A 13906-nucleotide genomic window follows, 5' to 3' on the forward strand; every position below is an offset into this window, starting at 1 on the left:
CGCCGCTCAGGGCGGCGCCGTTGAAGTTAGGGAATCATTTCCATTCGAAGATCTTCCATGACGGGATCAGCATATCCGGCTGGTCAGAACGGATGAAGTTCGCGTCGGTTCCGTCAGCGCGTACCAGGAAATATGGTGGCGCACCTTTTGGCGTGACCTTGATGGCGTACAAAAAGCCGTTTTGGCGGTACTCCTGGATAGTCTTGTCGCCTTCCGTGCGAATGGTCACTTCCGGATCGGCCGAAGGCGCATCGTCTGCCGCCATGGCAGCCATCGGAGCGAGTGCAATCAAGCCAGTGAACAGCAGGCGATTGAATGTACGCATGATAACCTTGTCCCTTTGTTTTCATTGGTCCGGCTATTCTAGCGCCTGACCCGCCGAAAAGGTTGATCCTGCTCATGAGCCAAGCGCCTCTCGTCCTGGTGGACGGTTCTTCTTATCTGTACCGCGCCTTCCACGCGCTGCCACCGCTGACCACCTCCAAAGGCCTGCCCACCGGTGCGGTCAAGGGCGTGTTGAACATGCTCAAGAGCCTGCGCAGGCAATATCCGAACAGCCCGTTCGCCGTGGTGTTCGACGCCAAGGGCGGGACCTTTCGCGATGACATGTACGCCGAATACAAGGCCAATCGCCCGAGCATGCCCGATGACATGCGCCTGCAGATCGAGCCCCTGCACCAGAGCGTAATCGCCCTGGGCTTCCCGTTGCTGTGCGTCGAAGGCGTCGAGGCCGATGACGTGATCGGCACACTGGCCCGCAGCAGTGCGGCCGCTGACCGTCCCGTGGTGATCTCCACCGGCGACAAGGACATGGCGCAACTGGTGGACGGGCACATTACCTTGGTCAACACCATGACCGGTAGTTCGATGGACATCGAGGGCGTAAAGGAGAAATTCGGCGTCGCTCCAGAGCAAATCATCGATTACCTGGCGTTGATGGGCGATTCGTCCGACAACATCCCTGGCGTTCCCGGGATTGGCCCGAAGACCGCCTCCGGTTTGCTGGTGGGTGTGAATGGCGGCCTGAAAGAGCTGTATGAACAGCTGGACATTGTGCCGACCCTGCCGATTCGTGGCGCCAAGACGCTGCCGGCGAAGTTGGAAGAGCATAAGGAGATGGCGTTCCTGTCCTACCAGTTGGCGACGATCAAGATCGACGTGCCCCTGGATATCGGCCTGGACGACCTGCACCTGATCGAGCCGGATCGCGAAAAGCTGCTTGAGTTGTACACGCTGCTTGAGTTCAAGAGCTGGTACGAAGAGATCCAGCGCGATACCAAGCGTGTCGAGCTCAAGACGGCAAACGAGGTTGCGCCCGTCGCCCAAGCGTCGGTTGAGGCGGTGATAGCGGTGCCGGTGGAGTCGGTTTACACCACCATCCTGGACCAGGCCACGTTCGATCTGTGGCTGAAGAAGCTCAACGACGCGCCATTGTTTGCCTTCGATACCGAAACCACCGGGATCGACGCCCAGCAGGCCCAGTTGGTTGGGCTTTCGTTCGCGGTGCAGCCCCATGAAGCAGCCTATATTCCGCTGACCCATGCCTACACTGGCGCGCCGGATCAATTGGACCGTGACACCGTGCTGCTGGCCTTGAAGCCGTTGCTGGAGGATCCGACCAAGCTCAAGGTCGGCCAGCACGCCAAGTTCGACATGAATATCCTGGCCAACTGCGCCATCGGCGGCGACCCTGCGCAGGGCATCACCGTGCGGGGCATCGCCTTCGATACCATGCTCGAATCCTACGTACTGAACTCCACCGCGACCCGCCATGACATGGACAGCCTGGCGAAAAAATACCTGGACCACGACACCGTCAGCTTCCAGGACATCGCCGGCAGGGGCGCCAAGCAGCTGACATTCGACCAGATCGCCCTCGAGCAAGCTGGCCCGTATGCAGCCGAAGATGCCGATGTAACGTTGCGCCTGCACCAGAAGCTGCACGCGCAGCTGGCAGCGATCCCGAGCCTGGCCAGTGTGCTGACGGACATCGAGATGCCGTTGGTGCCGGTGCTGGCGCGTATCGAGCGCCAGGGCGCGCTGGTGGACAAGGCCCTGCTGGGCATCCAGAGCATCGAGCTGGGCAACAAGATGGTCGAGCTGGAGCGCCAGGCATTCGAGATCGCCGGCGAGGCGTTCAACCTGGGTTCGCCCAAGCAGCTCGGGGCGATTCTCTACGAGAAACTCGGAATGCCGGTGTTGAAAAAGACCGGCAAGGGCCAGGCATCCACGGCTGAAGAAGTGCTGGCCAAGCTGGCCGAGGATGATTTTCCGCTGCCCAAGGTGCTCATGCAGTACCGCAGCATGAGCAAGCTGAAAAGCACCTATACCGACCGCCTGCCGGAACAGATCAACCCGCGTACCGGGCGTATTCATACGTCTTACCATCAGGCGGTGGCGGCGACCGGGCGTTTGTCCTCCAGCGATCCGAACCTGCAGAACATCCCGGTGCGCACCGCCGAAGGGCGACGTATTCGCCAGGCGTTTATCGCACCCAAAGGCTACAAGCTGCTGGCAGCGGACTATTCGCAGATCGAGCTGCGGATCATGGCGCACCTGTCGAAGGACGAAGGGTTGATGAACGCCTTTCGCAATGACCTGGACGTGCACACCGCCACGGCCGCCGAGGTATTCAAGGTTGAATTGACCGAGGTCACCTCCAACCAGCGCCGCAGTGCCAAGGCGATCAATTTCGGCCTGATCTACGGCATGGGCGCCCAGAAGCTCGGCAAGGACATTGGCGTCGATACCAAGACCGCCAAGGCTTATATCGATGTGTACTTCGCCCGCTATCCCGGCGTGCGCGAATACATGGAGCGCACCCGCGCCCAGGCGGCGGACCAGGGTTTTGTGGAAACCTTCTTCGGGCGGCGCCTGTACGTGCCGGATATCAACTCCAACAAGCCTCAGGAACGCGCGGCGGCAGAGCGCACCGCGATCAACGCGCCCATGCAGGGCACGGCGGCGGACATCATTAAGAAAGCCATGGTGAAGGTGGACAACTGGCTGACCGAGTCTGGCCTGGACGCCAAGGTCATTCTCCAGGTGCACGACGAACTGGTACTGGAAGTGCGTGAGGATCTGATCCCGGAGGTCAGCCAGAGAATCCGCGAACACATGAGCGCCGCCGCGCAGTTGGACGTGCCCCTGGTGGTGGACGTGGGCGTTGGCGATAACTGGGACGAGGCCCATTGATTCTGCGGCTGCGCCATCACCGCGCGTGATGGCACGGCGCTTTAGATCGGAAACTGCCGTCAGTTATTTCCAAGAGTTTTTTGAACCCGCCGGAACTTAACCTGTGAACTGTCACTCAGAGTTACTGAATGGGTGGTGAAGCCCTTCAATGCTCCTATGTTGTGTTAAGTGTTGGCAGATATCTGGACCCCGCCCTAGCGGTCCGGAACTTGGACCCCGAACTTCCCTCCCCATACGAAGTCCGGGGTTTTTTTTGCCCGCGCAAAAGTTACTCGGCGATCTCAGCGCCTTTGTCCGCCAATTCCATCCAGCCGGCCAGTACAGTGTAGGCGTCTTCGAGGCCCATGCGCTTTGGCGCGGAGAACAGTTGGATGCTGATTGCGTCGCCCCAACCCTTACGGATCTCGGTCTGCACTTTGAGCAGAGTGTTCTTGGCCGCGCCGTAGGTCAGCTTGTCGGCCTTGGTCAGCAGGATATGCATCGGCATGCCGCTGGCGACCGCCCAATCGAGCATCAACAGGTCGAAATCGGTCATTGGATGACGGATGTCCATCATCAGGATCAACCCCTTCAAACTCTCCCGGCCACCCAGGTAAGCCTCCAGGTGACGCTGCCAGTGCAGCTTCAATGGGATAGGGACTTTTGCATAACCGTAGCCCGGCAGGTCGACCAGACGCCGATCATCGTCTAGCTTGAAGAAGTTGAGCAGCTGCGTGCGACCTGGGGTTTTCGAGGTGCGTGCCAGGCTGGCGTGGGTCAGGGTGTTCAGTGCGCTGGACTTACCGGCGTTGGAACGGCCTGCGAAGGCGACTTCAAAGCCTTCGTCATCGGGGCATTGGTCCACTTTGGCGGCGCTGAGCATGAAGGTGGACTGTTGGCACAGGCCGAGGATGGGATTCTTGAGTTGCATGAGATTTCCGATGTGGGCGGTGCCGAAAAAGGGTGCGGCAAGCGGTGTCGTTTCCGTTTCAGTAGCGCCAGTATATAATGCCGCAGATTTTGTGTGTGCTTTGTCCCAGCGAAGGACGAAGTTCACGGGAGCGAAAGACCTTCATTGCGCATTAGAACGCAAAACGCTCTCAAACCCTGAACAGGTCGATGTATGACCTGATGGTGACTCGCTTCGGTGTCCTGATCGCGCGTTAAAGCGCCCAGGCTACACAGGAACCGCAAGCGCTGTACAACCGAGTTTGCGTGGTCATGCCGGTGCAACGCGTGACCCGGGGTTTCAAGGCAATGCCGCCGCGTGGTTTGTGCAAGGACTGCAGTACTGAGGATTACCAGGCCATCATTGAGTTGATGGTGAGTAAACCCGGTAGATAACTCTTAAACCCTTAGCCGTAGTTGGATTAGCTGATGAACAAACTGATCGTGAGTCTGCTGTTGACATTGGGCATCACCGGTGTCGCCCATGCTGCAGGCGACGCTACCGCAGGGCAGGCGAAAGCCGCCGTGTGTGGTGCTTGCCATGGACCGGACGGTAACAGCCCGGCACCGAACTTCCCCAAACTCGCCGGCCAGGGTGAACGTTACCTGACCAAGCAGATGCACGACATCAAGGATGGCAAGCGCGTGGTGCTGGAAATGACCGGCTTGCTGGCCAACTCCAGCGATCAGGACATGGCTGACATCGCGGCGTATTTTGCCAGTCAGAAAGGCAGTGTGGGAGCTGCCGATCCGAAACTGGTCGCCCGTGGCGAGAAGCTGTTTCGTGGGGGCGACCTCGACAGGGGCTTGCCCGCCTGCACCGGCTGCCATTCGCCCAATGGCGCAGGCAACGCCGCGGCAGGCTTCCCGCACCTGAGTGGCCAGCACGCCACTTACATCGCCAAGCAGTTGACCGACTTCCGCAAAGAAGAAGCCGGCCGCGCCAACGATGGCGACGCAATGACCATGCGCACCATCGCCCGTAAACTGAGTGACGAAGACATTGCGGCAATCTCCAGTTACATCCAAGGCTTGCACTGACAGCCTGCAACGTTAACGCTCGATTAATCCATCGATGCAAGCATAAAAAGGGTGGCTACGGCCGCCCTTTTTTGTGGCGGCTGCCGTTACACTAACGAACTCATGTCCGCGTAGACCTGTCACACCTAAAGGTCGCGTGAGGCGACCGTATCTGTCCAGGAGTAAAGCATGCGTAATCTGATCCTCAGCGCCGCCCTCGTCACTGCCAGTCTCTTCGGCATAACCGCACAAGCTGCTGACGTGCCGCTTGAAGCCGGTAAAACCTACGTTGAACTGGCTAACCCGGTGCCGGTTTCAGTACCCGGCAAGATCGAAGTGGTGGAGCTGTTCTGGTACGGTTGCCCGCATTGCTACGCCTTTGAGCCGACCATCAATCCTTGGGCCGAAAAGCTGCCCAAGGACGTGAACTTCAAGCGCATTCCGGCCATGTTCGGTGGCCCATGGGATGCCCACGGCCAACTGTTCCTGACCCTGGAAGCCATGGGTGTGGAGCATAAGGTCCACAACGCGGTATTCAACGCCATCCAGAAAGAAGGCAAGCGCCTGACCACGCCAGAAGAAATGGCTGACTTCGTTGCCACCCAAGGCGTCGATAAAGACAAGTTCCTGGCCACTTTCAACTCCTTTGCCATCCAGGGCCAGATCAAACAGGCCAAGGAACTCGCGCAGAAGTATGGCGTGCAAGGCGTACCGACCCTGATCGTCAATGGCAAGTACCGTTTCGACCTGGGCAGTACCGGTGGCCCTGAACAGACGCTCAATGTCGCTGACCAGCTGATCGCCAAAGAGCGCGCAGCCAAGTAAGGGGCTCGCCATGCGCCGCTGGGGTACCGAACGCGTTGTAGGCCTGCATGATCCGCGGGTCAACGAACATCATCTGGAATCCACAGGCCTGCCGGCAGACAGCCGCCTGCGCCTGCTCAGTTTCAATATCCAGGTGGGTAACAGTACCGAGAAATATCGGCACTACCTCACGCGTGGCTGGCAGCACTTGCTGCCGCACAAAGGGCGCACCGGCAATCTGCAAAAAATCGGCGACCTGCTCAGCGACTTCGACCTGGTTGCCCTGCAGGAAGCCGACGGCGGGAGCCTGCGCTCCGGCTACATCAACCAGGTAGAACACCTTGCCCAGCTCGGCGCCTTCCCCTACTGGTACCAGCAACTCAATCGCAACCTCGGGCGGCTGGCGCAGCACAGCAATGGCGTGCTCAGCCGCTTGAAGCCGACCGTCATTGAGGATCACCCGTTGCCGGGCCCCAAAGGGCGTGGCGCGATCCTTGTGCGTTTTGGCGAAGGTCCGGAAGCGTTGGTGGTGGTGATGATGCACCTGGCCCTCGGCGGGCGTACGCGCAACCTTCAGTTGGCCTACGTGCGCGACTTGATCGGCAACTACAAGCACCAGGTGTTGATGGGTGACATGAACACCCATGCCACTGACCTGCTGCAGAATTCCCCGCTGCGCGACCTCGGCCTGCTGGCGCCGCAGGTCGAGGCAACGTTTCCCAGCTGGCGTCCGCAGCGCTGTCTGGACCATATCCTGCTCAGCCCGAGCCTCACACTGGAAAGTGTGCAGGTGCTGGCGCAGCCCATTTCCGATCACCTGCCGGTCGCGGTAGAGATTCGTCTGCCGGGTTCGCTTACGGCTGATGCATTACCCGCGTTGAGCCCAGGCCCTCGCGGACCTCTTGCATGAGCGACGACGCCCAGCGCTGGAAAGAAAAATACCTTAAAAGCATCGAGCAACAAGACAAGCTCGAACGCCGCTGGGCCGCCCGCCTCGACCTGCTACGCCGAGGGCTGGTGCGCAGCACGCTGGCGGCCGAAGGCACTGACCGCGCTGTCGATCAATGCATGAAGGAAATGCGCGATGTGGTGCGCACCGACGACATGGACGCTGCCCTGGCTGCCCTGCTGCCGCGTCTGGAAAAGGCCGTGCTGGATTCCGAGCAGCGTCGCGAAACGCGGGTTGACCAGATCAGTTCCGCCCTCACCGCCCTGGTCGCGCAGTTGCAGAAACTGCCGCTGCCCCGTGAGGTGGCGCGCCCGCTGAAGACCTTCGCCAAGCAGCTCGACGCTCGGGTCGGGCAGGCGCGGGAAATTCCGCTGCTGCTCAGCGAGTTGAGCAACCTGCAAGAGCAGGCGCTGCAAAACCTGGAGCCAGAGGGTGAAACCCCACGCTCCGGGCCCGGTTTGTTGCAACGCTTGTTTGGTGCCAAAGAGGTCTCCAATGACACCTCCGCACCTGAGCCCGAGGAGCTCCCTGCGGCAAAATCCGTTGCGCCAAAACTTGCCCCTGAGCCAGAGGAGCCGGCCCAGTCCGAAGAAATGGCACAAGCCTTGCGCGCGTTTGCACCGTTGCCACAGACAGTGACGGCCGCCGAGCCTGAGGCCGTTGCACCGGTCAAAGAGCCAGTGCCCGCCGGCGCTAAGTTTGAGTTCGAAGCGCCTGCTCAAACGTCAATCGCGGTCACGCCTGACAAAACCCCTGAACCGGTGGCGCCTGAAGCGCCGGCTGAGGAAGCCGCTCCCGAAAGCGCACTTGCTGCCTTTATCGAAGAGCCCCAAGACTCCGTCGACACGCCTGAAGAAACCCTCATCGGCAGCCTTTCCCTCCCGCCTGTATGGGATACCGCAGAGCCTGATCCCGATGCATTGCAATCGGAGGCGCTCTACGCCCTGCCCGATTCGCCGGAGCCTTCCTACAGCTCAGTTGCCCAGCATATTGAAAACACCTTGCTCGGCCTGCTGGAAGACCTCTCCCTGCCCGAGCGTCACCGGCCCCAGGCCGAAGCCATGCGCGAACGCCTTGCCCACGGCTTGAACTGGTACGAACTGCTGCCGATTCTCGATGACCTGGCGGTGCTGATGTTGGCCGTCACCGACAGCGGCCAGCATGAGTTCGAGGCTTACCTTAAACAGCTCAACGAGCGCCTTGAGGCATTCCAGGGCCATCTGCAGGTTGCCAGCGAGGGTCACGCCGACAGCCGCTCTGCTGCGCGCCAGTTGGACACGCAGATTCGCGAGCAAGTGGACGGCCTGCAAAGCAGCGTGCAGGAAGCTGCCGATCTGGACAGCCTCAAGCAACTGCTGGAGAGCCACCTTGAAGGCTTGCTCGGCACCATGGACGAACACCGCCAGCAGCGCGACCAACGCGAACAGGAAGTGGCCGCGCGCCTCCAGGGCCTGGCGGAGCGGGTGGCGAACATGGAGCAGGAAGCCCAGGGCTATCGTGAACATTTGGAAATACAGCGCCAGAAGGCGCTGATCGATCCACTCACCGGCCTGCCCAACCGCGCAGCCTGGAGTGATCGCCTGGATCAGGAGGTCAATGCCTGGCATCAACGTGGCAACAGCCTGTCACTGGCCATGCTGGACCTGGACCACTTCAAGCGCATCAATGACGGTTACGGCCACTTGGCCGGCGATAGAGTACTGAAGATCATTGCCAGTGTGCTGCGCAAGCGCCTGCGGCCGACCGATTTTATTGCGCGCTTTGGCGGCGAAGAATTTGTGTTGCTGATGCCCGACTCAGCCTTGGCGGATGCCCTGGCCGTGGGTGAAGGGCTGCGGACGGCCATCGAGGCTTGCCCGTTTCACTTCAAGGGCGTGCCGGTAACCATCACGGTATCCATGGGGGTCGCGCAGTTTCAACCAGGCGAGCGCAGTGACCTGGCGCTCAAGCGCGCAGATGAGGCGCTTTACAGGGCGAAGGCGGCGGGACGTAACCAGGTGCAGGCGGCGTAAAAGATGTTCCATTTTGTAATTTCGCCGCCTGGGATTTGACGTTACGTTACACTGTTGCATTATCGTCCTCTGCGTAATGCCTTCTGCCATGAAATCTCTCTTTATTGCTTTTGCCGTTCTCGTGCTCGCCGGTTGCTCCAGCGGCCCGCGCCTGAACACCAGCCATCCTTCGGTCAACCACGACAACCGTGTGCAGTTCGTTGTGGTGCACTACACCTCGGCCAGCCTTGAGCGTTCCCTGGCGTTGTTGACCCAGGGTCAGGTCAGCAGCCATTACCTGATCGGCGATGACGCTTCAGGCACCCTCTACAAGCTGGTTGATGAAAGCCAGCGTGCCTGGCACGCAGGGGAAAGTGAATGGATGGGGCGCACCTGGCTCAATTCCAGCTCCATCGGCATCGAGATCGTCAACCCAGGCTATAGCGACACCCCGACCGGTCGGGTGTGGTACCCGTACTCCGAAGCGCAGGTGAAATCACTGGTGGTGTTGCTCAAGGACATCAGCAAGCGTAACGGGATCGCCCCCAGGAACATCATTGGGCACAGCGACATCGCCCCGCTGCGCAAGCTGGACCCTGGCCCGTTGTTCCCTTGGAAGCGTCTGGCCGATGAAGGCCTGGGGATTTGGCCGGATGCCCAGGCGGTGGCTCGATTCCAGGCGCAGTACGCCACGCAACTGCCAAGCATCAGTTGGTTCCAGCAAGAACTGGCGCGTCTGGGTTACCAGACACCGCAAACCGGCGAGTTGGATGTGGCCACGCGTCATGTAATCGCCGCGTTCCAGATGCATTTCCGTCCATCGCTGTTTGACGGAACGCCGGATGCGGAAAGTGCGGCGATCCTGCATGCCTTGAACCAGCGCTGAAATGGGCTGGCAAGTTTTTGTGGCAAGGCAGCAAGCACCCTCGCCACAAAAGCGCGCGCCTACAGAGGCAAGGCCATATAGAACTGAGTGCCCTGCCCCGGCCGTGAGTACACACCCATGCGGCCGCCGTGCAATTGCACGATCTCCTTGCACAGCGCCAGCCCCAGGCCGGCGCCGCCTTTTTTGCGCCCCACCTGCACGAAAGGTTCGAAGATGCGTCCTTGCTGGCCGTACGCAATGCCTTCGCCGTTGTCCTCGACGCTGATAATTACCCGCTCACCATGACGCCGAGCCTGCAAGCGAATCTGCCCTCTCTCGGCCGTGTGTCGCATGGCGTTACCCAGCAGGTTGTCGAGCACGCGCTCCAGTTGTGCCTGGTCGGCATACAGGCGAGGCAGGTCAGATTGCACCTCCACCATCAGTTCAATACCTTGGGCGCCCGCCGGCTCGGCGAATCGAGCGCGGGCATGCTCAAGCAGGTCAGTCACATCGCATGGCCCCAGCGTGAGTTTCTGCAGGCCGTTCTGATAGCGCGAGAAGTTGAGCAAATCGTTGATCAACTGCATCAACCGCTGCATTTCTTCATTGACCGTATCCAGCAGGTCCGCTTCGCGTGATTCCGCCGGGAACTTGGCCCGCTCGCGGAAGAGTCCGAAGGCCATATGCATGCCGGTCACCGGTGTTCGCAGCTCGTGGGAGGCGCGCAATACGAACTCGCTGCGCACCCGCTCAAAGGCCCGCTGCTCGGTGACATCATGCAGCACCATCACCGCGCCCAGAATGTGCCCCTGTGTATGGCTGACCGGGGTCAGGCTGTACGTCAGCAGGCGCAGCTCGCCTTCGACCTCTACTTCCAGATCCTCCGGCGCCCGCTCCAGGTTGCCGCCGCGCAGCACCAAGTGCAGCTGTTCATCCATTTCCGGGCGGCCCAGCGCTTCGCCCAGGCCCTGGCCGAGGCGCGCTTCGTCCCAACCCAGCTGGCGTTGCGCCACAGGGTTGAGGTGCTCGAGATGGCCCTGGCGATCAATCATCAGCAAGCCGTCGTCAATACTGTCCAGTACTGCTTGCAAGCGCTGCTGACCGGCGAGCAGCTCATCGACATTGGTGGCCTGATGTTGGCGCAATGCCTCGGCCATGATGCCGAAGCGACGGGTCAGCTGGTTCATTTCCGCCGCCGACGATATCGGCAATGTCACTTCGAAATCGCCTTGCCCGATTTTGTCGGCAGCCTTGGCCAGTGCTTCGATTGGCCCGCCGAATCGCCGGGCAATGCCATGCGCGGTCACAAAACCGATGATCAGCACCGCAAGGCCTACCAGCCCCAGTAAGCTGGCAATCAACAGCGCCCGTTCGCGGGATCTGTGCTCGCTCGTGCTGATATTTTCCAGCGCCTGTTTGTGGTGAACGATTAGCCCATTGCGCAGGGTATTGAAGGTTTCAGTGAGCTTTTCCTTGCTGCCCGGTACAGGTGGGTTCTGCTGGAATTCGTCAAATGCCTGCAGCAGGTGCTGGTAGTCGTCGCGTGCCTGACTGAAACCGTGGGTCAGTCCGTCACGCTGTTCATGGGCGATGCCCTGGTCCAGCAGGTCGAAGTATTGCTGCTTGGAAGCTTGCAGGGCAGCCGGATCAGGGCGCTTTTCGAGCATCATCATCAGTTGATCGCCCAGGCTCTGGCGCAACTTGAGACCCAGCTCCAGGGTGACGAAGTTGCTGCGAATCAACGATTCCTGGGTCTTGGCCATCTGCATCACGCTGACCAGGCCCAGGACCAGCCCCAGCAGGGCCACGGTGATCAGCGCTGAGATGCTCAGAAATAGTCGAGTACGCAGTTTCATCGCGAGCTTCATGAGGTACAGCTCATAGGTTGTACTGTTTACGTTTGCGATACAGCGTCGACGCATCGATGCCAAGGGTGCGAGCGGCCTGGTCCAGCGTATCGCTGGTGGCGAGGACGGCGCCGATATGGGCTTTCTCCAGCTCGTCCAGGCTCAGTGCCGCACCAATGCGCGGTGCGTTGTTGGTCGGTTGCTCGGCCATGCCAAGGTGGCTGATCTCGACCTTTTCCTGAGGGCAGATGATGCTGGCGCGTTCCACCACGTTGCGCAGTTCCCGGATGTTACCGGGCCAACGGTAGTTGAGCAGCGCTTCGCGTGCCTGATCGCTGAAGCCACGAGCCGGGCGGGCATACTCCTTGACGAAGCGCGCCAGGAACCGGTCGGCCAGGGCGAGGATGTCTTCACTGCGTTCGCGTAGCGGCGGCAGGTGCAGGGTGATGACGTTGAGGCGGTACAGCAGGTCTTCACGGAAGCGGCCGTCGCGCACCATGTCTTCCAGGTTCAGGTTGGTGGCGGCGAGGATGCGCACGTCAGCGCGACGGGTAACCGGGTCGCCGACACGCTCGTATTCCTTGTCCTGAATGAACCGCAGCAGTTTTGGCTGCAAAGTGAGCGGAAAATCGCCGATTTCGTCGAGGAACAGTGTGCCGCCATCCGCCTGGTTGACTCGGCCCAATGTGCTTTCGCTGGCACCGGTAAAGGCGCCGCGGCTGTGGCCGAACAATTCGCTTTCCATCAGTTCTGCGGTCAACGAGGGGCAGTTGATGGTCACGCAGGATTTCTTCGAGCGTTTGCTCCAGCCGTGAATGGCCCGCGCCAACTCGCCTTTACCGGTGCCCGACTCGCCAAGAATCAAGATATTGGCATCGGTCCCGGCCACCTGGCGTGCGGTTTCCAGTACCACCATCATCGCCGGGCTGTGGGAGTCGAGACCGTCCTTGGATTGGCGTACCGCGCCTTCCAGCGCTTCCAGGCGTGCCGACAGCTGGCGCACTTCCAATTGCTTGGCGGTGGCCAGGCGCAACTGGTCCGGGCTGCAGGGTTTGACCAGGTAATCGGCGGCACCGGCTTGAATGGCGTCTACTGCGGTGTCCACGGCGGAGTGGGCCGTCACGATCACGACACGCATCCATGGCGCCTGGACACGCATTTGGGCCAATACATCCAGGCCATTGTCTTCGCCCAGGCGCAAATCCAGGAAGCACAGATCGAATACTTGGCGTTGCATCAAGGCATCGGCTTGGGCCGCGCTGTTGGCGGTGGCAACGGTGTAGCCTTCATCTTCCAGGCAATAACGGAAGGTACGGAGGATCGCGGACTCGTCATCCACTAAAAGAATGCGGCCTTGAAGTTCCTTGGCTGATTCCATCTGTCCCGCGCTCCTTAACTATGAATGTTGGTGTTTAGTCCCGGAATAATCGGGCAAGTTGCATGGTTTATTCTGATCGATAAAAAGCAACGTCGCGCAGCTATCTGCATACCTTCCTACACGCCTCGCTAAAGCCCCGCGCTAGTGGCGTTTTCATATCTTCTCGCCGCTTCGGCAATCCTGCAGCTACTTTCGCTCCTTCGACCCGACCGCTGGACATCGTGCATTTCGCACGGCCCTACAGGGGGCATCGTGCAGGATGCTGTGGGGCACGCTTTTAAATAATTCATATATTATTGATTTTAAAAGGTTTTATTTTGTAATAAACCTGGCATGCGCTCTGCAATAGGTAATGCATAGAGCATCATGAACGAATAATCAGAATGCGGGAGAAAGCAGTATGACTCGCCAAAGCCTCAGCCAATTGCGTGTATCGCCTCTGCATCTGCAGCAAGGCTTGTTCGCCAGCCTGGCGTTGATGGTTACGCTGACCGCCGGCCAGCAGATGCAGCATTGGCAGCAGAGTCAGCAGCCAACTCCACAGTTTGAACGTCCCGTCATGACCCAGACCCACTTCCGTTCCGTCGCCAGCACGGCTGTCGATGTAACCGCCCCGCAACTGAGAGTGGCAGACCAGGATTCCACCCTGAGCGAACTGCCGGTCCAGGAACGCTGGGTGTTCTAAGCAACAAAACGTCGCTCATGCCGAGCGGCCGCATGGCATCACTGCTGTTACCTCTATGAAAGCTTAAGGAGAATCACCATGTTGAGTTGGGCAATCACATTTCTGATCATCGCCATTGTGGCTGCAGTCCTGGGCTTCGGTGGTATCGCGGGCACCGCCACGGGTATCGCCAAGATTCTGTTCGTGGTGTTCCTGGTGATGTTCATCGCTTCGTTCTTCTTTGGTCGTCGCGGCCGAGGCTGAAT

Annotated in this window: 13 protein-coding genes; 9 read left to right on the top strand and 4 right to left on the bottom strand. The window is 59.9% G+C overall.

Features of this window, described 5'->3' with window-relative positions; translation table 11 throughout:
* Nucleotides 1-34 precede the first annotated feature (34 nt).
* A complete protein-coding gene (locus C4J92_RS00385) occupies nt 35-325 on the bottom strand; it encodes a DUF2782 domain-containing protein (protein ID WP_124360643.1) in 291 nt (96 codons plus the stop codon).
* A 74-nt stretch (nt 326-399) separates the two neighbouring features.
* Between C4J92_RS00385 and polA the strand changes: the two genes are divergently transcribed.
* Nucleotides 400-3195: a DNA polymerase I gene (gene polA, locus C4J92_RS00390; protein ID WP_124402600.1), complete on the top strand. Its 2796-nt coding sequence runs from the start codon at nt 400-402 to the stop codon at nt 3193-3195.
* Nucleotides 3196-3463: 268 nt separating this feature from the next.
* Here polA and yihA read toward each other — a convergent pair whose 3' ends face one another.
* The gene (gene yihA / locus C4J92_RS00395; RefSeq protein WP_124360645.1) at nt 3464-4105 is read right to left on the bottom strand and encodes a ribosome biogenesis GTP-binding protein YihA/YsxC; all 642 of its coding nucleotides are present in this window, start codon (nt 4103-4105) and stop codon (nt 3464-3466) included.
* Nucleotides 4106-4371: 266 nt separating this feature from the next.
* Here yihA and C4J92_RS27075 point away from each other — a divergent pair, with 266 nt between their 5' ends.
* The 6 genes from C4J92_RS27075 (at nt 4372) to C4J92_RS00425 (ending at nt 9772) form a co-directional block, all read left to right on the top strand.
* Nucleotides 4372-4518 (top strand): cytochrome C, encoded by a 147-nt coding sequence (locus tag C4J92_RS27075; protein ID WP_372237514.1) that lies wholly within the window; start codon nt 4372-4374, stop codon nt 4516-4518.
* A gap of 33 nt (nt 4519-4551) precedes the next feature.
* On the top strand, nt 4552-5163 hold the full coding sequence (locus C4J92_RS00405; RefSeq protein ID WP_124402601.1) for a cytochrome c4: 612 nt from the start codon (nt 4552-4554) through the stop codon (nt 5161-5163).
* A 168-nt stretch (nt 5164-5331) separates the two neighbouring features.
* Nucleotides 5332-5967, top strand: coding sequence for a thiol:disulfide interchange protein DsbA (gene dsbA, locus C4J92_RS00410; protein WP_124402602.1), 636 nt, complete (start codon nt 5332-5334; stop codon nt 5965-5967).
* Nucleotides 5968-5977: 10 nt separating this feature from the next.
* Nucleotides 5978-6856: an endonuclease/exonuclease/phosphatase family protein gene (locus C4J92_RS00415; RefSeq protein WP_124402603.1), complete on the top strand. Its 879-nt coding sequence runs from the start codon at nt 5978-5980 to the stop codon at nt 6854-6856.
* Nucleotides 6853-8907, top strand: coding sequence for a GGDEF domain-containing protein (locus C4J92_RS00420; protein ID WP_124402604.1), 2055 nt, complete (start codon nt 6853-6855; stop codon nt 8905-8907). The genes C4J92_RS00415 and C4J92_RS00420 overlap by 4 nt, the downstream gene beginning before the upstream one ends.
* 88 nt (nt 8908-8995) lie before the next feature.
* Nucleotides 8996-9772: an N-acetylmuramoyl-L-alanine amidase gene (locus C4J92_RS00425; RefSeq protein WP_124402605.1), complete on the top strand. Its 777-nt coding sequence runs from the start codon at nt 8996-8998 to the stop codon at nt 9770-9772.
* Between the two features lie 59 nt (nt 9773-9831).
* Here the strand turns inward: C4J92_RS00425 and C4J92_RS00430 are convergent, their stop codons facing one another.
* Both C4J92_RS00430 and algB read right to left on the bottom strand, forming a co-directional pair.
* The gene (locus C4J92_RS00430; protein ID WP_124402606.1) at nt 9832-11619 is read right to left on the bottom strand and encodes a KinB sensor domain-containing domain; all 1788 of its coding nucleotides are present in this window, start codon (nt 11617-11619) and stop codon (nt 9832-9834) included.
* A gap of 10 nt (nt 11620-11629) precedes the next feature.
* Nucleotides 11630-12976 (bottom strand): sigma-54-dependent response regulator transcription factor AlgB, encoded by a 1347-nt coding sequence (algB, locus tag C4J92_RS00435; RefSeq protein ID WP_124360652.1) that lies wholly within the window; start codon nt 12974-12976, stop codon nt 11630-11632.
* 400 nt (nt 12977-13376) lie between these two features.
* Here algB and C4J92_RS00440 point away from each other — a divergent pair, with 400 nt between their 5' ends.
* Both C4J92_RS00440 and C4J92_RS00445 read left to right on the top strand, forming a co-directional pair.
* A complete protein-coding gene (locus C4J92_RS00440; RefSeq protein ID WP_124402607.1) occupies nt 13377-13661 on the top strand; it encodes a hypothetical protein in 285 nt (94 codons plus the stop codon).
* 78 nt (nt 13662-13739) lie between these two features.
* Entirely contained in the window at nt 13740-13904 is a 165-nt protein-coding gene (locus tag C4J92_RS00445) for a DUF1328 domain-containing protein (RefSeq protein ID WP_003170804.1), read from the top strand.
* Nucleotides 13905-13906: the final 2 nt, after the last annotated feature.

This window comes from Pseudomonas sp. R3-18-08 (genome assembly GCF_003852065.1).
Lineage (GTDB): Bacteria > Pseudomonadota > Gammaproteobacteria > Pseudomonadales > Pseudomonadaceae > Aquipseudomonas.

What these genes read in the sequence shown, in the direction of transcription:
- C4J92_RS00415 (WP_124402603.1), top strand. Translation starts at nt 5,978, where the DNA reads ATGCGCCGCTGGGGTACCGAACGCGTTGTAGGCCTGCATGATCCGCGG.
- C4J92_RS00425 (WP_124402605.1), top strand. Translation starts at nt 8,996, where the DNA reads ATGAAATCTCTCTTTATTGCTTTTGCCGTTCTCGTGCTCGCCGGTTGC.
- C4J92_RS00420 (WP_124402604.1), top strand. Translation starts at nt 6,853, where the DNA reads ATGAGCGACGACGCCCAGCGCTGGAAAGAAAAATACCTTAAAAGCATC.
- C4J92_RS00405 (WP_124402601.1), top strand. Translation starts at nt 4,552, where the DNA reads ATGAACAAACTGATCGTGAGTCTGCTGTTGACATTGGGCATCACCGGT.
- yihA (WP_124360645.1), bottom strand. Translation starts at nt 4,105, where the DNA reads ATGCAACTCAAGAATCCCATCCTCGGCCTGTGCCAACAGTCCACCTTC.
- algB (WP_124360652.1), bottom strand. Translation starts at nt 12,976, where the DNA reads ATGGAATCAGCCAAGGAACTTCAAGGCCGCATTCTTTTAGTGGATGAC.
- dsbA (WP_124402602.1), top strand. Translation starts at nt 5,332, where the DNA reads ATGCGTAATCTGATCCTCAGCGCCGCCCTCGTCACTGCCAGTCTCTTC.
- C4J92_RS00430 (WP_124402606.1), bottom strand. Translation starts at nt 11,619, where the DNA reads ATGAAGCTCGCGATGAAACTGCGTACTCGACTATTTCTGAGCATCTCA.
- C4J92_RS00440 (WP_124402607.1), top strand. Translation starts at nt 13,377, where the DNA reads ATGACTCGCCAAAGCCTCAGCCAATTGCGTGTATCGCCTCTGCATCTG.
- C4J92_RS00445 (WP_003170804.1), top strand. Translation starts at nt 13,740, where the DNA reads ATGTTGAGTTGGGCAATCACATTTCTGATCATCGCCATTGTGGCTGCA.
- polA (WP_124402600.1), top strand. Translation starts at nt 400, where the DNA reads ATGAGCCAAGCGCCTCTCGTCCTGGTGGACGGTTCTTCTTATCTGTAC.
- C4J92_RS00385 (WP_124360643.1), bottom strand. Translation starts at nt 325, where the DNA reads ATGCGTACATTCAATCGCCTGCTGTTCACTGGCTTGATTGCACTCGCT.